We start from the raw sequence: 18,412 nt of genomic DNA, 5'->3' as shown, positions 1-18,412 counted from the left end.
GTCAGCGCGACTCCGCCCACTTGTCGTACGCCTCCTGCACCCCGGCGGTGAACTCGGTCGGCGACTGCTTGCCCGCCAGCAGCTCCTGGATGGCGCTCGAGATGTCGTCGTAGAACGTCGGCGTCGTGTAGTCCAGGTACGGGATCACGCCGTCGGCGTCGTTGAGCTTCTGCCACGCCTGCGCGACCTCGACCGACACGCCGGTGGACGGCGTCGGCGCGCCCTTCATCGCCGGCAGGTTGTTCGTGTCCACGAGCACCTTGGCCGCGTTCGCGTCCGTGAGGAAGTCGATGTAGGCCGCCGCGACGTCCGGCACCTTCGACGCGGAGGAGATCGTGAACGGCAGGTCCTCCCCGCCGAGGGAAACCGGCGCGTTCGGGTCCTGGCCCGGCATGAGCATGAAGCCGACCTTGTCGCCCATCTGCTCGGCCAGGTCGGCGGTGACCCACGTGCCCGCGATCAGGTACCACGAGTCGCCCTTGGCAAAGGACTGCCAGGCCGGGTCGTAGTCCGTGCCGTTGAAGTCCTTGTTGAAGTAGCCCTTGTCGACCCACTCCTTGATCTTCGTCGCGCCGGCCTGGAACTCCGGGTTGTCGAAGGAGGCGCCTTCGCGGGCGAACACGAAGTCGCGGATCGCCTGCTTGTCGGCCGTCTGCCCGAGCACGCTCTCGAAGTTGTGGATGCCGGGCCACTTCTCGAGGTTGCCGAACATGATCGGCGTGTCCCCGGCGTCCTTGGCCTGCTGCAGCGAGGCCTCGAACTCGGTCAGCGTCGTCGGCGGCGTGGTCACCTTGTCCTTGTTGTAGAACACGCCCACGATCTCGCCCATCTGGGAGAGCCCGTACAGCTCGCCGGAACCGAACTCGGCGCCGTCGGACGAGAAGCGGTTGAGGTCCAGCAGCGTCGAGGAGTAGCGCGACTCCCAGTCGTAGACCTTCGCGTAGTCGTCCACCGGCCGCAGCAGCCCGGCCTTGACGATCTCGCCCATCGTCCCACGGCCCTGGTTGACCTGGATCACGTCCGGCGCGTCGTCACCCGAGGCGGCGAGCTTGACCGTCTTGAGCAGATCCTCGAACGACTTCTTCGTCCGCTCGATGGTGACGTTCGGATACTTGGCCTGGAACTGCTTGTTGAGCTCCTCGATCTCCGCGTTCTGCCCGCCGCGCACGTTCTGATCCCACACGCGCAGCGTGACGTTCCCGGCCTTGGAGATGTCCGGCTTGGCCTCGGCCGTCGCCGACGGCGTCGCCGCCGCCTTGTCCTCGTCGCCGCCACCGGGCGCGCCACCACAGCCGGCGAGCGCCGACAGGGCGAGCACGGCAGCCAGCACACTCTTCGCCTTCACTGGTCCTCCTTCATCGCTGCCGGCTGTCGCACTGGCGACGGCAGCCCATATCCCGCGCCCTCCTCCAAGAGCGCCCGCAACGTCACCGCCCCCGCGGTCGCCGTGGCGACCCGCACCGAGAGCGACGCGTACAGGACCGCCCAGCGCAGGCGCTGTTCGAGCGCCGCCCCCCAATGGTCGGCCCACACATAGGCGGCGGCGAACAGATCGCCGGCCCCCGTCGTGTCCACTGCCTCGACGGCCACGCCTTCCACGCGGACCGTCCCCTCCGCCCCGACGGCGAGTGCGCCGTCCGGCCCCAACGTGACGATCGCCAGCGGCGCGACCTCGGCGAGCTGCGCCGCGGCGCGCTCCGGATCGCCGGCGCCGGTAAGGAGCTGCGCCTCGCGCTCGTTCACGAGCAGCGCCCGGGACCCGCCCATGTCCGGCAACTCGCCACCGGCGAGCGCCCGCGCGTCCAGGTCGCCGACCGAGACGTAGGTGCGTGCGCCCGCCGGCGCGAGGGGCAAGCGGGGGATGCTCAGCACCACCGAGCGCGGCTCGGCGGCGGCGAGCTCGGCGCCGGTGACGCCCTCCCCCGGGTCAAAGGTCGCCATCGCGCGGTCGCCGTCGGTGGGCATGATCACCGTCACCGGCGTGCGCTGCACCATCCGGCCGTCCCAGCGCACGCCCTCGTCGGCGAGCATCGAGCGCAGCATCATCCCGACGCCGTCGTCGCCGAGCGGGGACACGAGCGAGCTGGTGAGCCCGAGCCGCGCCGCGCCGATCGCGGTGATCGCGCCGCCGCCGGGCGAGCGCAGAAAGTCCTCGGCCAGCCGCTCCTCCCCCGGGCGCGGGATCTGGTCGAGCCCCACCAGCGTCAGGTCCAGGAACGCGGGTTCCGCGCAGGCAATGTCCACGGTCACGCAAAGGCCTCCGCGAGCGCCGGCAGCCGCCGGCGGTAGCCGTCGAAGATCTCGCGCGCGGTCGACACCGACGGCACGAGCGGGTGCAGCGCCAAGGCCTTGATCGCGAGCTGCTCGGAGCCGGTCAAGGCGGCCTCGATCGTCGTGCGCTCCACGTCCTTCATGGTCGAGATGAGCGACGACGCGTGCGCCGGGACCTCGCCGATCGCCACCGGCACGGGGCCGTGGCGGCCGACCACACACGGCACCTCGACGACCGCGCGCTCGTCCAGGAACGGCAGCGCGGAGCGGTTGGCGGTGTTGAGGATGAGCACCTCGCGCGTGTTGTTGACGATCGCGTCCACGACGGCCATCGCCTCGCTCTCGTAACCCGAGTTCTCCTCGATGTCGTGCTCGCCCTCCTGGCCGGCGGCGGCGCGCGCCTCGGCCATGTAGGTGCGCTCGCGGTCGTGGCGGGTGGTGCGCCAGTCCTCCAGCGCCGCCTTCGGAGAGTGCCCGTTGCGGGCGTAGAACTCGCGCTGCTGCTGGAGCAGGAACGCGCCCCGGGAGCCGCCGCCGCGGATGGCGTTGACGGTGTCCGCGGCGTAGTAGAAGTAGTAGAGGTACTCGTTCGGGAGCATGCCGAGCGTCCGCAGCCACTCGCCCCCGAACAGCCGGCCCTCCTCGAAGCGCTCGAGGGCGGCGTCGTCGGCCAGCAGCGTGTCCAGCAGCGGCGCGCCGGTGCCGTCGCGCACCTCGGTGAGCCAACCCAGGTGGTTGAGCCCGAAGTAGTGGAACCACAGCTCCTTCGGATCCCGGCCGAGCACGGCGGCCACGCGCCGGCACATGCCCGACGGCGAGTCGCAGATGCCGATGACCTTGTCGCCGAGGATCCGCTGGCAAGCCTCGGTGACCATGCCCGCAGGGTTGGTGAAGTTGATCAGCCAGCCGTTGGAGTGCTCGGCCATCGTCTCGGCCAGCTTGGTCATCACCGGGATCGTGCGCAGCGCGAAGCAGATGCCGCCCGGCCCGGTCGTCTCCTGGCCGAGCACGCCCATCCCGAGCGGGACGTCCTCGTCGATCACGCGGCCCTCGAGCTGGCCCACGCGGATCGCGCAGAAGACGAAGTCGGCGCCGGAGACGGCGTCGACCAAGTCGGTCGTCGTGCGGAACGGCAGCTCGACGCCCTTCTCGGCCGCGAGCCCTTCGAGCACCTGCCCGATGCGCGCCTGGCGCGCCTCGTCGATGTCGTAGAGCACGACCTCGTCGAGCCCGAGCCGCTCCTTGCGGGCGAGCAGCGCGCCGTACACGAGCGGCACCCGGAACCCGCCTCCACCCACGATCGTGAGCTTCACGCCACTGTCACCTCGATGCCGTGCCCGTCGACGACCGAGCGCGCCGAGGCCGGCAGCGGCGCGTCCGTCACCACGTGGTCGAGCGCCTCCGGCCCGCACACACGCACCATCCCGGTCATGGAGAACTTCGCATGGTCGGCGATCAGCACGACGCAGTCCGCGCCCGCGATCATCAGCCGCTTGATCGGCACCTCGACCATCGTGGTGTCCCACACGCCCAGCTCGCCGTCCACGCCGCTCGTCCCGAGGAACGCGACGTCGGACTTGAGCTGGCGCAGCGAGTCCTCCGCCAGCACGCCCACCAGCGAGCGGTAGTTGCGGCGCACGATCCCGCCGGGCAGCACGAGCTCGATCCCCGGATCCGGCAGCAGCTCCTCCACCGCCGCGAGGTTGGTCGTGACGACCGTGATCTGCTTGCCGTGCAGGTGGCGTGCCATCTGCAGCGTGGACGTGCCGATGTCGACCATGACCGTCTGCCCGTCCTCGACGAGGTCCGCCGCGGCCTTGCCGAGCCGGTCCTTGACGTCGAAGCGCTCCACCTCGATCTGCGAGAACCCCGGCTCGGAGCCCGCGGTGTCCATGGCGCCGCCGTGCACGCGCTCGAGCTTGCCGTCGCGCGCCAGCCGGTGCAGGTCCCGCCGTACGGTCATCTCCGACACGCCGAAGCTCTCGGCGAGATCAGACACGTGCGCTTGGCCGCCGCGGACGGCTCGCAGGATCTCGGCGCGGCGCTGTGCCGGAAGAAGTGTCACAAGAACGCACAGCTTTGCACAGGTCGCGGCGGCGTGTTCAGAATTCCAGGCGCAAGCGCGGGCAGCTCTGCTCCGGGTCACCCATGCCGGACCCGGCGGACGCGCGGAAGCACGAGGCATACCGGAACGCACCGTTCCAGCTGGAGGGAAGGGTGACGGTGACCTGCGAGGTGTAGCGGCCGGCGCGCACGCGGCGGACGTTGCCGGTGCGGCGCAGCGACGCGCGCTCGGCGCCGCGGCGGCCCAGGTAGAACAGCGTCGGCGAGCTCAGCCGCACCGGCTTGGGCACCGTGTAGCGCTGGTAGAGGCGCACGACGCCGGGCGAGATGGCCCGGAAGGAGAGCTCGAAGCCCGGCAGCGTGTAGGCCTGCAGGCGCTCGGACTGGACCTGCTGGGCAGGCGCGACCACGCGCAGCCGGTGGTTGCGGTCCAGCTCGGCGGAGAAGCGGAACTCGCCGTCGGCGTCCGTCCGGCTGCGCTCGATGACGCGGTAGGAGCCCTCGTAGGGGTAGCGCCGGCCCTCGAGGATGACCTCCTGGCCCGCCAGCAGCGCGGTGCCGTCGGTGAGGGTCCCGTCGACCTGGTGCGCGCCGCCATAGCGGACGGACTGGCGCTCCAGCTCGACGGTCAGCATGGGCTCGGCCTGCGCGCTCGCGGGCAGCGCGAGCGCGGTGACGAGGAGGGCTCCGGAGATCCAACGCACGAAAGCCGAGGGTAGCCAGGCGACTTGACAGCGGGCATAAGTTGAGAACACCGCTCTGTTCGATGTCGTTCGATGGGGTTCGAGTGTGGGAGGAGAGGCCGCATGAGACGTTGGTCGTTTGCGATGGTCCTGGCGGCGGCGCTGTGCGCGCCGGGAGCCGCTTCAGCCGCGCCGTACACCGCGAGCGAGGCGGTGAAGATCAACGTCATGGGCGAGTGGGCCCATCCTGACGACGACACGAGCATCATCGGGCCGTGCGGCGTCTGGCACGCCCGCTACGACGTCAAGTGCGGGATCATCATGGTCACGCGCGGCGAGGGCGGCGGCAACGCCACCGGCACCGAGCTCGGCCCGGCGCTTGGCCTGCGGCGCGAGAACGAGGATCGCGTCGCGCACTACCGGTCCGGCACGGTCGACATCTTCAACATCGACCAGGTCGACTTCTTCTACAACCAGAGCGCGCCGCTCACGCAGTACTTCTGGGGTGACGAGACGCTGCGCCGGATCACGCGGATCATCCGCATGACCCAGCCCGACATCTACGTCGGCTTCACGCCCTCGCTCGCCGCCGGCCACGGCAACCATCAGCAGGCCGGCCGGTACATCTGGGAGGGGATGCAGGCCGCGGCCGATCCGACGATGTTCCCGGAGCAGCTGACGGGCCCGAACGCGCTCTCCACCTGGCAGGTCAAGAAGGTCTTCTCCGGCGGCGCGACCGCGGGCACGGGCGGGACCACCTCAGCCCCGGACTGCACGACGGGCTTCACGCCCACCGGCCTGGACAACGTGTCCGGCGTGTGGACGGGCTACGCGTCCCCGTACCGCTGGCCGCCGGGCAACGTCCAGGGCCAGCCCGCGGGCACGGCCAAGACGTGGGCGCAGGTGGCGATGGAGGGCACGCGCGCCTACCCGACGCAGAGCCGCGTGATGTTCAAGGAGCTGCAGGCGCCGGGGTGCTCGCGCTTCGGCATGACCGGCAACTTCGTCCCGTTCCAGCCCAACGTGAACCCGGACGGCTCGCTCAACGCGGCGGCCGGTAAGGACGACGCCATCCTCTACGGCGCCGTCAAGCCCGACCCGGGCGGGCTGCCGCTCGGGACGCTCCAGTACCTCACCTTCAGCGACTTCTACAACACGCCCGGCGGACCGTTCCAAGCGACCGTGCACCTGAAGGCGCCGTCCGGGACGATCCCGGCCGGCTCCGTGGCGCTCAACGTCCCGGCCGGCTGGACGGTGGACGCGGCCAAGCCCGTCCCCGCCGTGGGCACGGGCGGGCAGACCGTGACGTTCACGGTCACGCCGAGCGCGACCGCCGCGGTCAACACCAACTACAAGGTCTCCGCCACCTGGACGGCCGGCGGCGCGAAGGGCTACACGGACCAGGTCGTGCGCGTGGTCTCGCCCGTCGAGGGCCTGTTCCAGCGCTGGGGCAAGTTCGCCGAGTACGACCAGTGGACGGAGGAGACGGCGCCGCTCGCGCGCCGCATCGGCCGCTCCGGCGCCGTGCAGACGACCGCCGCCGGTGAGACCTTCACGCTGCCGGTGAAGGTCCACAACTGGTCGGACGAGCCGCAGAGCGGCGAGGTGCGGCTGACGCTCCCGGCCGGCCTGGCCGCCGACGCGACGAGCAAGCCCTACGCGACGCTCGCGCCCGGTGCCGAGACGACCGTGAACTTCAGCGTCTCCAACAGCTTCACGAACGCGACGCTGCCGACCACCAACCCCGGCAACCCGCCGGGCCAGCAGGTCAACACGAACGTCAACGTGCGCATCACGACGACCTACAACGGCAACGGCACCGGGTTCGAGGACCTGACGCTGGCGATCGTGCCCAAGACGTCGATCCCGGCCGGCGCCACGCCCACGCTCGACGGCGCCGAGGGCGCCGGCGAGTACACCGGCGAGTCGCTCGACGTCGGCAAGAAGTGGGAGCCCGGCGGCGCGACGCGCGACTGCGTGCCGCTCGGCGTCGACTGCGGCTCGGCGGGAGCAAACCAGACGTACGCGAAGGTCACCCGCTCCGGCGACGACCTGTACTTCTTCATCCGCGTCCAGGACGACTTCCAGAGCTATGCGGTCACGCCCGAGGAGTGCGTCGGGCACTGGCTGGCGGACTCGGTCGAGATCCTGATCGACCCGCGCGGGCGGGCGTCCGAGAACGCGATGGACACCGCGCACACGTTCAAGCTCGCGGTCTTCCCGTTCACCAACGACCCGGCCAACCGCAACGGCAACGGCGTCAACGGCCCGTGCTGGTCGCGTGACGCCGACAACCACCAGGGCTACTCCACCGGCCCGCTCGCGGCCACGATCCCGGACGGCCCGAACGCGCCCGGCGTGCAGGTCAAGTCCACCGCGACGTGGGTCGGCACCAACGACGTCGGCACGAGCCACGCCTACGCGGGCGGCGGCTACAACCTCGAGGTCAAGGTCCCGATGGCGATTCTCCCCGCCGCCGTGGATCCGGAGCGGATGGGCCTGAACATCACGCCCTACGACAACGACGACAACACGGCCGGGACCGGCTCGACCGTGCTGCGCCACATCGACATGAGCACGCGCCTGGCGTGGGCCACGTTCGGCTCGGTGCAGTCGGACCCGTACCGCTGGGGCCGCGCGACGCTGCCGGGCTACACGCCGCCGGCGGGCCGCCCGACCACGCCCGCCGAGCCCAAGCTCGCGAGCCCGCTCGACAGCGCGGACTCGCCGCAGACGATCGCCCAGTCCGCGCGCAACGGCGTGCCGATCTCCGGCCGCGAGCCGGCGCCCGCTGCCCGCGGGTTGACGATCACGGGCTGGACGGCCTCACCCGGCACCGTCGACCTGAAGGTCACCGCGGGCGCCGCCGGCAAGGCGCGGCTGTTCCTGTACGGCGTCGACCCGCGGGACGGCAACAAGGGCTACACGCGCGTGTGGAACACGAGCTGTGACCCGGCGACCAACCCGGCGCCGGACTACGGGCTCAGCGCGTGCAGCGCCGCCGACGGCTCCACGCCGCCGTGGGCGCCGGACATGATGGGCGGTGTCCTGGCGAGCAGGACGTTCGACGTGGCCGTGGGCGCGAGCACGCTGTCGCTCCCGATCAGCGCCGAAGCGGCGAAGCGGCTGGAGAAGGGCGTCTCGCTGCTCGTCTCCTTCGTCAACGCGCAGGACGAGGTGCAGGCGTTCGACGTGCCGGTGACCGTTGCGAGCGGCACCGTGGGCGGCACGGTGCCCGCGACGCTGTCGCTCACGCTCGGTCCGGCGGCGCGCTTCGATCCGTTCACGCCCGGGATCACCATGGACTACACGGCGACGACCACCGCGACGGTGATTTCCACCGCGGGTGACGCGACGCTGTCGGTCAGCAACCCCGGCCACATGACCAACGGCGCGTTCACGCTCGCCGAGCCGCTCCGCGTCGAGCTGGAGAAGACGACCTGGAACGAGCCGGTGAGCAACGACGAGGTCGACGTCACCTTCCGGCAGCTGATCAAGCGCACCGACCCGTTGCGAACGGGCACCTACTCCAAGACGGTGACCTTCACCCTGTCCACCACCAACCCCTAGCCGGCCAGCCCCAGCCGGTCCCAGTCGGCCTGCAACGTGACGGCGAGCTCGCGGACCTGACGGTTCCAGCTCGCCGGCGCGTCGTCCCAGGTGAAGTCGCCGGCGGCCACGCGCGCGGCCGCCGCCGGCTCGTCATCGATGCAGACCAGGCCCTGGGCGTCCGGGACGAGCGCGTCCAGGCCGTCGAGATCGATCTGCGCGGCCTTCTTGTCGGGCATCTTGTTGACCGCGAGCGTCATCGGTGGGCCGACCGTGCGCAGCAGCTCGGCGGCCTCGGTCACCAAGGACGCGGTCGACGGGTGCGCGTCCGAGACGAGCACGAGCTGGTCCGCGCACGCCTGCGCGGCGCGCGCCGCCGGCTCCTGCAGGCCGGTACCGCAGTCGAGCACGAGCACGCCGACCATCGTCTGCAGGCGCCGAATCACGCGCAGGTAAGCATCTTCGTCCAGGCGGGCCATGCGCTGCGGGTCGGTCGGCGCGGGCAAGACCATCAGACCTTCGATCGCGCGGCCGAGCCGGCGGTCCAGCGACGTCACCGACAGGTCCGGCTGCTCGAGCAGGTCGCCGAGGTCGTCGACGAACACCTGGTGGTCGGGTGTGAGCGTCCGGCCGAGCGAGCCGTAGTCGGGGTTGGTGTCCACGGCGACGATGCGGTCGCGGCGCTCGCGGGCGAGCAGCGAGCCGAGCAGGACCGTCAGCGTCGTCTTGCCGACGCCGCCCTTGGGCGAGACGACCGCGATCGTCGCGCAACGCGTGAGCCGCGGCGCGGCGATCGTCCGGTTCAGCCGGCCCTGGTAGTCGGACTCGCGCCACGCCGCCTTGGCGCGCTCCATCGCGCCCTTCTGCGCCGGGCGCGTGAGCACCTCGCGGTTGGTCACCTGCCGCGGCTCGGCCGACTCGACGATCGGCGGCTCCTCCTCGTGCCCGAAGAAGGCGCTGATCGCCGCGCTCATCCGGGCGCCCTTGCCCAGCGCCTCCGGCAGTGCCTGTTCGGTGCGCTGGCGCGGCGTGCCGCGCGACGGCTCCTCCGGCACGCGCAGCGCCGCCGGGCTCGGCGGCGCCAACGCCTGCGAGCGCAGCTGGACGAGCTGCAACACCGTGCCGTCCGTGACGTCGCTCTGCGCGAGCGTGCGCTCGAGCGGCAGCGGCTCGCGGCCGGGAGGCGCGACGCTCCACACCGGACCGTCGGGCGCCTCGTCGGCGCTGAGCTCCACGAACGTGGGCATCAGCTCCTGCAGCGGCGTCTCGGTGGACACCACGAGGTCCACCTTGCGGTCCGGCCCCGCGATGGTGACGGCGGCGGTGTTGTTCATCTGGCTCCCTCTTTGGCGAGATGTCCGGCGGGGGTGAAGACGGTCTGGACGAGCAATGGGCGCTCGCCGCGGCGGACGAGCAGGCCACGGCCGGGCGGCTGCGGGGCGGCCTTGACGCCCGGCAGCAGCGCGCCCTCGCTCGGATCGCCGCTCATGATCAGCCCGGGCGAGCCCAGCTCGCGCAGGCGGGCGAAGACGGGCTCATAGAGCCCGCGGGCGCTGCCGCCGACGCGGCGGGTGAGCACGACGTGCAGGCCGATGTCGCGGCCGACGGCGACGAGGTCGAGCAGCGGCGCGAGCGGCCCGCCGGTCGGCCCGGTGGACAGGTCGTAGTCGTCGAACAGCACGACGTGGCGCGGGCCGTCCGGGTCGGGCGTGGTCAGCCGCGGGAACAGCTCGCGCTGGAGGGCGTTCGCCGCCTCCTGCGCCTGCAGCGTGTTGGTCGCGTACTGGTGGGCCGCGTCCGCCAGGTCGGCGAGCGAGCGGCGCACGTCCACGACCGTCAGCCGCACGTCGTCGGGCAGGCCGTGGGCGAGCGTACGCAGCAGCGAGGACTTGCCGGTCTCGGCGTCGCCGAAGACGAGCAGGTGCGGGTCGCCTTCGAGCAGGTCCACGCGGACGGGTTCGAGTGCGCGCTCCTCGATCCCGATCGCGATGCCGTGCTCGTCGGGCGCGGGCACGCTGTGCAGGACGCGCGGGAGCAGCCGGATCGGATCGGCGCGCTTGCCGTCCCAGTGCTCGGCGGCCTGGCGCGCGATCATCGTCAGCGCGTCGCCGATCCCCTCGTCGCTGTGCTCGCCGTCCACGCGCGGGAGCGCGAGCTGCACGTGCAGCCCGCCCGGCGTGAGCGCGCGGCCCGCGACGTCCGGCAGCGCCTCGGCGGCCTTGCGGTTCACCAGCGAGTCGATCGCGTCGTTGAGGCGCAGCTCCAGCCGCGCGCCGAGATTGTCCAGCAGCGCCGGCCGGATCTCGGCCCAGCGGTTCGCGGCCACGACGACGTGCACGCCGAAGCTCAGGCCCGCCGCGGCGAGCTCCTCGACCTGGCGGTCCAAGCCCTCGAACTCGCGCTTGAACACCTCCCAGCCGTCGACGAGCAGGACGATGTCCGGGACGCCGTCGGCGGCCGCGCGGGCGTCGCGCATGCCCTCCCAGCCGCGGTCGCGGAACAGCAGCTCGCGGTCCTCGATCTCCCCGCGCAGCTGGGCGACGACGCGCGGGATCGCCTCGCGGTCGAGCTTGCCGGCGATGCCGCCGACGTGCGGCGCGTGCCGCAGCGGCGCGAGCGCGCCGCCGCCGAGGTCGATCGCGTACAGCTGCACCTGGTTGGGCGCGTGGCGCAGGATCAGCGACGCGGCGAGCGTGCGCAGCGCGGTGCTCTTGCCCGTGCGCGGCGCGCCGACGATCGCGACGTGGCCGCCGGCGCCGGTGAGGTCAAGGGTGTACGGCTCGGTGCGCTGCTCGGCGGGCAGATCCAGGCGGCCGACGGTGGCCTTCAGTCCCGGGTTGCCGCCGCGCCAGAACGGGGGCGCGTCGAGGACCGCGTCGAGCGGCTCGGCCTCCGACAGCGGGTCCACCCACACCTGGTGCACGCGCTCGCGGCCCGCGGCCAGCCGGTCGACGAGCAGCTTGAGCTCGCTCGCGCCGGTGGCGACCGGGGCGACCACCGGCTCGTCCTGGTCCACGGCCTGGGTGTCGAACACGCGCACCGGCAGCGGCTGGCTCAGGTCCACCTCGGCGGGCGCCGGCGCGGACGAGTAGGCGGCACGGAACTGCTCGTAGTGGCTTGTGTCCACCTTCAGGTAGCCGAGGCCGGGCACCGACGGCAGCAGGTAGGCGTCGGGCGTGCCGAGCACGAGCTTGGACTCGACCGAGGAGTACGTGCGCAGGCAGATGCGATAGCGCAGGTGAGACTCCAGGCCGCGCAGCCGGCCCTCGTCGAGGCGCTGGGAGGACAGCAGCAGGTGGATGCCGAGCGAGCGGCCGACCCGGCCGATGCCGACGAACAGGTCGATGAACTCGGGCCGCGCGGCGAGGAGCTCGGCGAACTCGTCGACGATCACGAGCAGGTCCGGGAGCGGCGGCAGCGACGGGTCCGAGAGCCGGCGCTGCTGGTAGTCGACGATGTCGTCGACGTTGCCCGCCTCGCGCAGGATCGTCTGGCGGCGCTCCTGCTCTCCGATCAGCGCGTCGCGCATACGGTCCACGAGCGAGAGGTCCTGCGAGAGGTTGGTGATCATGCCCGCCACGTGCGGCAGGCGGCTGAGCTCCGCGAACGCCGCGCCGCCCTTGTAGTCGACGAGCACGAACGCGAGCTGCTCCGGGTCGTGCGTGGCGGCCAGCCCCGCGACGAGCGAGCGCAGCAGCTCGGACTTGCCCGAGCCGGTCGCGCCGACCAGCACGCCGTGCGGGCCCATGCCCTCCTCGGCCGCCTGCTTGAGGTCCAGCCACAGGACCTCGCCGGTCTTGGTGCGCCCGATCGGCGCGCGCAGCGCCTGCTCACGCGGGCGGTGCGGCGGCGCGGGCGGGACCGCCTCGACGCCGTCGGCGCCGAGCAGCTCGACGAGCCGGACGGACGCGCCGAGCCCGCGCTCGCCGTCGCTGTCGCCCTCGGCCAGGCGCAGCGGCGCGAGCGTGCGCGCGATCGCCTCCGCGATCCCGAGGTCCACCTCGTCGATGCGCACCTCCGGGATCGACGGCGCGTCCTGGCCCCAGACCTCCCAGCCGCCGAGCCCGCGCTCGGGGACCGTCAGGCGGGCGTCGATGTGCGAAGGCTCGAGCTCGCGCGCGTCCGCGAGCAGCACGAGCACGCACTTGAGCTCGCGCGCCCGGGCCAGCAGCTCCTTGAACGACGTACCGCCCGCGATCTCGCCGTCGGGCGTGAAGCCGTCGACGAGCACGACCAGCTCGGGCGCGGCCAGCTCGAAGTTCCGGCGCGTGTGCGAGTCGGCCTCGGAGAGCCGGCGCAGGTGGTCGGCGCGCGGCTTGAGCTCGCGCTCGAGCAGCGCCTCGAGCTCGGCGGGCGTGCGGGTGAGCGTCAAGCCCGCGGACGGGCCCGCGCCCGGATCCACGCGCTGGTGCGGGAGCCACTTCCCCCACTCCCAGTCCGTCGCGTGCTCGGCCTCGAAGTAGGTGATCAGGCGCAGGTCGTGCGGCGCGCGAGCCGCCGCGAGCTGGACCATCAGCCCGCGGGCCCACGCCCGGGCGCGCGTGCGCTCGCCGGTGACCGCCAGCACGCCGCAGTCCGCGAGGTCCACGACCACGGGCTCGTTGCGCAGCTTCGTGCGCCGCTCGATCAGCCGCTTGGCCTCGTGCAGCGACTGCTTCTGATACTCGGCCAGCACGTTCATGCCGAGGTCGAACTCGACCTGCTTGTCGAGCTCCACGGTGCCCTCGCCGATGCGCACGTGCAGGAAGTCCTTGTCGTGCGGACGGCGCTCCCACACGTCGCGGCCCTTGACCAGCTGCGTCCACAGCTGCTTGGCCTCGGGGTACAGGCGGGCGAGGGCGCCGCGCTGGAGCTCACCCGCGACGGCGAGCTCACGGTCGGTCTGGCGCAGGTAGTCGGCGTAGCGGCGCGCGTCCGCCGCCGCACGCTTGCGCACCATGCGCTTCTGCGACCAGCGCATGCCGATCGAGAACAGCAGCAGCAGGCAGATCATCGCGCCGGCGATGTAGAGGAACGTGCTGGAGCCGTACGCGATCGCGAAGCCGAGCATGCCGACGCCGCCGACCACCGGGAACAGCAGGCTGATGATCCCGACCTGCGGCGGCTGCGGCTCGGTCGGGGGTGCGGCGAGGCGCAGCTTGTCGCTCGGCACCGCCGGCGGGTACGCCCGCGGCGGGCGGTGCAGGGTGTCCGTCTGGGGCCTCGTCATCGTCGTCGAACTGGAAAGGTGTGTTCCCGCTCGGGACCCGGGGTACGCCTCATCTGACGTTTGCACTAAAGGGAGGCACATCCACCAATGCCCAACATCGCTGTTACCCCCGAGCAGCTGCAGTCGATCGGCGCCCAGCTCAACGCGGGCGCGGCCAACATCGAGTCCACGCTCTCCCAGCTGGCCGGCCAGGTCGCGCCGCTGCAGTCGGAGTGGCAGGGCGTCGCGCAGGCGCGCTTCCAGGAGCTGTGGGCCGAGTGGCAGCGCTCGTCGCGCGGCATCCAGGAAGCCCTGACGGGCATCAGCCAGCTCACGCAGCAGGCGGGCGTGAACTACGAGCAGACCGAGCAGAGCGTCGCGTCCAGCTTCCACTGAGGCGCCGCACCCAGCCGTTCGGAAAAGCCCGCCCCATGGCGGGTTTTTCTTTGCCTCAGAACGGCTCGAGGCGGATGTCGCCGACGCGCTGCGGGGCGCGGTGGCCGGCCACGTGGGCGCGCTCGGCGCGGTCCTTGAACAGCTCGAGCATGCGCTCGGCGCCCAGGTAGGCGGCGGGCAGCGCGCCGTCGAAGGCCTCCCCCATGGCGTTGGTGCCGCCGCCCGACCAGGGCTGGCGGCCGGGACCGGGGCGGCGGGGCTCGCAGCGCCAGGCGAGCAACAACAGCGAGCCGGGGCCGCGCAGCCCGTTGCCTCCGAAGACGGTCAGGTGCGAGAGCTCGCTCCAGGCCACGTCGTGGACGAGGCGGCCGCGCCAGTCGTGGACGCGGAAGCCGTCCTCCCCCACGACGGTCGCGTACGACCGCGGGTGAAAGAGCCGGAAGCTCGCGTTCACCAGCGCGAAGCCGAAGAGCGCGACGCCGATCGCGCCCACGACCGGGTTGGAGAACAGCGCGCCGACGCCCAGGGCGAACAGGGCGAGGGCGAGCACGAAGAACACGACGCGCGCCGTGATGCCAGGCCGCAAGGTCACGAACGCACCTCCTCGAACGTGGGCAGCAGGCCGCACAGCCCGCGGAAGACCGCCGTCGGCGTGGCCGGCCAGAGCTCCACTGTCGGATCGTCGGGGATGACGAGCCAATACCCGTCTTCGGTGTCCAGTACCTCGATGTCGCGGCCGCCCAGCGCGCCGTCGGCGGGCTCCCAGGTGGCCGAGACGCGCCAGTGCTCGCGCAGGCCGGCCACGACGCGCTCGAACGCCGCCGCCTGCTGGGGGTCGGCGATGCCGGCGCGCACCGCCTCGCGCGCGGCGAGGGCCTCGGCCAGCGCGGCCGGGGCGACCGCGATCCGGATCGCCGGCTCGAAGCGCGGCCGCGGGCCGACGTCGTTGAGGCGCACCAGCGCGTCGATCACCAGCGGCGTGCGCACGGTCACGAGCCGCATCCGGCCGTCCGGAAGCGGATGCGCGAGCACGCTCCCGCGCGGGCTCACCCAGCCGCGGCCGCGCCGGTCTCCGCGCTCCATCCACAGCTCGGCGAGCGGGGCGCGCACGATCTCCCGCGCGGCCTGCAGCCGCGGGTGCAGCGCGCCGTCGACCAGCAGCACGCCGGCGTCCTCGGGCGGCGCGTCACGCTCGCCTAAGACCCAGTCGATCACCTCGACGCGGGCGCGCAGGTCGCCGTGCGCCTCCTCGAACTCGATCATCGCGCGACCTCCAGCGACTCCGCGCACGCCGTCCACGCCTCCGCCGCCTGCCAGTACTCGGCGGTGTCGCACGAGCAGGAGACGATCCACGCCGCGCCGTCCACGAGCAACCGCCACTGCTCCAGCGTGACCGAGACCGGCCGCTCGAGGTCGACGAGGTAGGTCGCGAGCGTCCGCTCGGCGGCGTGCCCGGCGAGCGTCGTCGCGGCGCGGTCGATCAGCCGGAACCCGGGCACGCGCCGCTCGAGCAGCTCCACGCCCAGCGCGGTGTACTCGTCGAGCGTGATCGGCTCCGGCAGCTGCTCGGCGACGACGGTCAGGTTGGCGCGGAAGGGCGATGCGCCGCTCCCGTCGCGGGCGACCAGGAACGTGCCCGGCTGGTCGACCAGCTCGACGTCCTCCGGCAGGTCGATCGCGAACTCGGCGTGCTCGTGGCGCTGCATCAGAACGGGTTCAGGTCGGGCATGTCGACGTCGGGCAGGTCGATGTCGGAGAGCTTGTCGCCGATGTCGCCGACGACGTCGGACGCGGCGTTGTAGCCGTCCACGACGCCGTTGGCCACGGTTGAGCCGACGTCGGCCATGAACTCCTTCGCGGGCTCGATCGACGCCGCCACCGCGCCCGCGGCGAGGCCCGCGCCCGCGCCGATGAGCAGGCCGACGCCCGTCCCGACGCCCGGGAAGATCGCCGTGCCGATCGCCGCGCCCGCGATCGAGGCGCCGCCGACGTAGACGCCCACGCCCGCGGCCCGGCCGACGCGGTCGGTCTCGGTCAGGTTCGGGTTGGACGCGTCCTCGCGGTACTGGTCCCAGCCCGCGCTGCCGATCGAGATCGCGCCGCCCACGAACGGCACCGCCTTGCCCGCCTTCGCCCACTTGCCGGCGGCCGCCCACCGGTCCGCGTCGATGACGGTCACCGGGGAGCGCGTCGCGGTCATGTGGTCCACGACGGTGATCCCGTGCCGCCCGGCGACGAACGTCCGGCCGGCCGAGACGTTCCAGGCGTACCCGGTCGAGATCGCGGCGTTGCGAGCGCGCAGCCCGTAGGCCACGAGCGCGCCGCTGCCCCAGTCCGACGCGGCGTCCAAGGCCCGGTCGCCGAACCACTTGTAGCGCCCGACCGTGTCGTTCTTCGGGTGCGCGAACACCAGCTGGGCGAGGAAGGCGTCCTCGTTGAACCACTTCTGGCCCTCGTTGGTCGTGTTCCACCACGAGCCGCCGCCGGCCGGGGCGCCGGTCCCGGGCGCGCCCGCCGCCGCGTAGGCGGGCGAGGCGGCAGAGGCGGCGCCGAACGCGCCAGCGGCCGTCTGGCCGGCCTCGCGCGCGTCCTCCATCGCCTCGCGCCCGCGCTTCTTGGCCGCCTCCAGGTCGTGCTGGGCGCGTTCGAGCTCGCGCCTGGCGCGCGCCTCATCGGCGGCGGCGACGGCGGCGTCGCTCTCGGCCTGGGCCCGCGAGGCCTCGAACTCCGGAGCGGGCGTGGCCGCGGCGGCGCTCAGCGCGATCTGCTTGGACGCGAACGCGACCGCGTCGCGCGCGGCGGTCTGGCGGTTCTGGGCGTCCTGGATGGCGCGTTCGGCGGCGTCGATGCGCTTCTGGGCGTCGCGCGCGTCGCGGATCGCCTCGCGGGCGCGCTGCTTGGCGCCCCGCAGCGTGCCCGCGTAGCTGCGGGCGGCCTGCTCGGCCTGCCCGAACGCCGTCACGGCGGTGTCGATCGCGCCGCTGTTGGTCAAGCAGGAGCCGGCGTAGGACACGCTCGCCGGCCCGGACCAGGCCAGCCCGGCCGGCATTCCGCGCAGCTCGCCCGCCGCGCCCGTCAGGGTCGCCGCGACGGCGCCGAACTCACCCGCGGCGTCCTCGAGCGCGGCCGGCTCACCTTCGGGGACCTCGATGCCCGCGAACGAATCGCTCATCGCGGCACCATCGCGTTCGTGTCGGTCTGCGAATAGGCCAACCCGGCCGCGCCGACGTTAGACGCCAGACCGCCGATCGATCCCGAGAGCATCTGGAGGGACATGCTCCAGGCCATCGAGAAGTCGGCGATCGCGGCCTGCGCGACCACCTCGCCCGCTGCCCCGGACGCCGCCTGCCCGGCTGAGTCCACCCGTCCCGAAAGACCCGCCACCTGCTCCGCGAGCGCGCCCTGGCGCCCGCTCGCCACCTGCAACTGCCCTGGCTCTACTTCAATGTGCGACAAGGCCCAAACAACGCCTCCAACTTGCCTACGATCAGGTTCTTGGTACCACGGTCATACGCCCCGCACACGCCCAGTCGCACAGATCCGCACAAGGGCGACGGCTAGGATCGCTAACTGTTCATGAGCGCCGCGGTTTCAAAGCGGCCGTCGCTCTACGCCACGGCCGTCGGCAAGAAGTACGCGATGGCCGTCAGCGGCCTGATCCTGATGGGCTATGTGCTCCTGCACATGATCGGCAACCTGAAGGTCTACTTCGGGGCCGAGTCGCTCAACGCCTACGCCGAATGGCTGCGTGAGATCGGCGAGCCGGCGCTGCCGCGCGAGTGGTTGCTGTGGGGAATGCGCTTTGTGCTGCTGGCAGCCGTATTCATCCACATCCACGCCGCTTACGCCCTCACGATGATGAACCGCCGCGCGCGGCCGGTGAAGTACGAGTCCAAGCGCGACTTCGTCGCCGCGGACTTCGCTTCGCGGACGATGCGCTGGACCGGGATCATCGTCGTGCTGTTCGTGATCTGGCACCTGCTGGATCTCACCTGGGGCACGACCAACCCGGACTTCGTCAAGGGCGACGTGTACCGCAACCTGATCGCCTCGTTCGAGCGGGCGCCGGTCGCGATCTTCTACGTGCTGGCGAACATGGCGCTCGGCGTGCACCTCTACCACGGCGCCTGGAGCCTGTTCCAGAGCATGGGCTGGTACGGCACGTGGCGCCGCTCGTTCGCCATCGGCTTCGCCGCCATCGTCGTGATGGGCAACGTCTCCTTCCCCCTCGCCGTCATGTTCGGGGTCATCAATTGAGCAC

General features: G+C 72.2%; 15 protein-coding genes. 3 read left to right on the top strand and 12 right to left on the bottom strand.

The window, feature by feature from the left end:
* Position 1: 1 nt before the first annotated feature.
* The 5 genes from OJ962_RS08785 to OJ962_RS08765 are packed head-to-tail and all read right to left on the bottom strand — an operon-like array spanning position 2 to position 5,039.
* The gene (locus OJ962_RS08785) at positions 2–1,345 is read right to left on the bottom strand and encodes an extracellular solute-binding protein (protein ID WP_202957292.1); all 1,344 of its coding nucleotides are present in this window, start codon (positions 1,343–1,345) and stop codon (positions 2–4) included.
* Positions 1,342–2,250, bottom strand: coding sequence for a carbohydrate kinase family protein (locus tag OJ962_RS08780; protein ID WP_202957293.1), 909 nt, complete (start codon positions 2,248–2,250; stop codon positions 1,342–1,344). Before OJ962_RS08780 ends, OJ962_RS08785 begins: the two co-directional genes overlap by 4 nt.
* A complete protein-coding gene (locus OJ962_RS08775) occupies positions 2,247–3,584 on the bottom strand; it encodes a family 4 glycosyl hydrolase (protein WP_202957294.1) in 1,338 nt (445 codons plus the stop codon). The genes OJ962_RS08780 and OJ962_RS08775 overlap by 4 nt, the downstream gene beginning before the upstream one ends.
* Positions 3,581–4,336 carry a DeoR/GlpR family DNA-binding transcription regulator gene (locus tag OJ962_RS08770; protein ID WP_270006292.1) on the bottom strand — a complete coding sequence of 252 codons (756 nt, stop codon included), beginning with the start codon at positions 4,334–4,336 and terminating at the stop codon, positions 3,581–3,583. The genes OJ962_RS08775 and OJ962_RS08770 overlap by 4 nt, the downstream gene beginning before the upstream one ends.
* A 37-nt stretch (positions 4,337–4,373) precedes the next feature.
* Positions 4,374–5,039 (bottom strand): transthyretin-like family protein, encoded by a 666-nt coding sequence (locus OJ962_RS08765; protein ID WP_202957296.1) that lies wholly within the window; start codon positions 5,037–5,039, stop codon positions 4,374–4,376.
* A gap of 102 nt (positions 5,040–5,141) precedes the next feature.
* On the opposite strand from OJ962_RS08765, the gene OJ962_RS08760 reads away from it, so the two are divergent.
* Complete coding sequence (locus OJ962_RS08760) at positions 5,142–8,588, top strand: PIG-L family deacetylase (RefSeq protein ID WP_202957297.1); 3,447 nt, start codon at positions 5,142–5,144, stop codon at positions 8,586–8,588.
* Here OJ962_RS08760 and OJ962_RS08755 read toward each other — a convergent pair.
* Positions 8,585–9,901, bottom strand: a complete 1,317-nt coding sequence (locus OJ962_RS08755; protein WP_202957298.1) for an EsaB/YukD family protein — start codon at positions 9,899–9,901, stop codon at positions 8,585–8,587. The two genes, OJ962_RS08760 and OJ962_RS08755, sit on opposite strands and share 4 nt — an antisense overlap.
* Positions 9,898–13,776 carry a type VII secretion protein EccCa gene (gene eccCa, locus OJ962_RS08750; RefSeq protein WP_202957299.1) on the bottom strand — a complete coding sequence of 1,293 codons (3,879 nt, stop codon included), beginning with the start codon at positions 13,774–13,776 and terminating at the stop codon, positions 9,898–9,900. The genes OJ962_RS08755 and eccCa overlap by 4 nt, the downstream gene beginning before the upstream one ends.
* A gap of 87 nt (positions 13,777–13,863) precedes the next feature.
* Here eccCa and OJ962_RS08745 point away from each other — a divergent pair, with 87 nt between their 5' ends.
* Complete coding sequence (locus tag OJ962_RS08745) at positions 13,864–14,151, top strand: WXG100 family type VII secretion target (protein WP_202957300.1); 288 nt, start codon at positions 13,864–13,866, stop codon at positions 14,149–14,151.
* 55 nt (positions 14,152–14,206) lie between these two features.
* On the opposite strand, the gene OJ962_RS08740 is transcribed toward OJ962_RS08745, so the two are convergent.
* The 5 genes from OJ962_RS08740 to OJ962_RS08720 are packed head-to-tail and all read right to left on the bottom strand — an operon-like array spanning position 14,207 to position 17,577.
* On the bottom strand, positions 14,207–14,743 hold the full coding sequence (locus tag OJ962_RS08740) for a hypothetical protein (protein ID WP_202957301.1): 537 nt from the start codon (positions 14,741–14,743) through the stop codon (positions 14,207–14,209).
* On the bottom strand, positions 14,740–15,414 hold the full coding sequence (locus tag OJ962_RS08735; protein ID WP_270006291.1) for a hypothetical protein: 675 nt from the start codon (positions 15,412–15,414) through the stop codon (positions 14,740–14,742). Before OJ962_RS08735 ends, OJ962_RS08740 begins: the two co-directional genes overlap by 4 nt.
* Positions 15,411–15,857: a DcrB-related protein gene (locus tag OJ962_RS08730; protein ID WP_202957303.1), complete on the bottom strand. Its 447-nt coding sequence runs from the start codon at positions 15,855–15,857 to the stop codon at positions 15,411–15,413. Before OJ962_RS08730 ends, OJ962_RS08735 begins: the two co-directional genes overlap by 4 nt.
* Positions 15,857–17,323, bottom strand: coding sequence for a WXG100 family type VII secretion target (locus OJ962_RS08725; protein WP_202957304.1), 1,467 nt, complete (start codon positions 17,321–17,323; stop codon positions 15,857–15,859). Before OJ962_RS08725 ends, OJ962_RS08730 begins: the two co-directional genes overlap by 1 nt.
* Positions 17,320–17,577, bottom strand: coding sequence for a hypothetical protein (locus tag OJ962_RS08720; RefSeq protein WP_270006290.1), 258 nt, complete (start codon positions 17,575–17,577; stop codon positions 17,320–17,322). The genes OJ962_RS08725 and OJ962_RS08720 overlap by 4 nt, the downstream gene beginning before the upstream one ends.
* A gap of 150 nt (positions 17,578–17,727) precedes the next feature.
* On the opposite strand from OJ962_RS08720, the gene OJ962_RS08715 reads away from it, so the two are divergent.
* Entirely contained in the window at positions 17,728–18,408 is a 681-nt protein-coding gene (locus tag OJ962_RS08715; RefSeq protein ID WP_202957306.1) for a succinate dehydrogenase cytochrome b subunit, read from the top strand.
* Positions 18,409–18,412 lie beyond the last annotated feature (4 nt).

Origin of the sequence: Solirubrobacter deserti, assembly GCF_027587175.1 — a bacterium.
GTDB classification, from domain to species: domain Bacteria; phylum Actinomycetota; class Thermoleophilia; order Solirubrobacterales; family Solirubrobacteraceae; genus Solirubrobacter; species Solirubrobacter deserti.
This window is presented reverse-complemented; position numbering and strand designations above follow the sequence as displayed.

What these genes read in the sequence shown, in the direction of transcription:
- OJ962_RS08735 (WP_270006291.1), bottom strand. Translation starts at nt 15,414, where the DNA reads ATGATCGAGTTCGAGGAGGCGCACGGCGACCTGCGCGCCCGCGTCGAG.
- eccCa (WP_202957299.1), bottom strand. Translation starts at nt 13,776, where the DNA reads ATGACGAGGCCCCAGACGGACACCCTGCACCGCCCGCCGCGGGCGTAC.
- OJ962_RS08755 (WP_202957298.1), bottom strand. Translation starts at nt 9,901, where the DNA reads ATGAACAACACCGCCGCCGTCACCATCGCGGGGCCGGACCGCAAGGTG.
- OJ962_RS08715 (WP_202957306.1), top strand. Translation starts at nt 17,728, where the DNA reads ATGAGCGCCGCGGTTTCAAAGCGGCCGTCGCTCTACGCCACGGCCGTC.
- OJ962_RS08730 (WP_202957303.1), bottom strand. Translation starts at nt 15,857, where the DNA reads ATGCAGCGCCACGAGCACGCCGAGTTCGCGATCGACCTGCCGGAGGAC.
- OJ962_RS08760 (WP_202957297.1), top strand. Translation starts at nt 5,142, where the DNA reads ATGAGACGTTGGTCGTTTGCGATGGTCCTGGCGGCGGCGCTGTGCGCG.
- OJ962_RS08745 (WP_202957300.1), top strand. Translation starts at nt 13,864, where the DNA reads ATGCCCAACATCGCTGTTACCCCCGAGCAGCTGCAGTCGATCGGCGCC.
- OJ962_RS08725 (WP_202957304.1), bottom strand. Translation starts at nt 17,323, where the DNA reads ATGAGCGATTCGTTCGCGGGCATCGAGGTCCCCGAAGGTGAGCCGGCC.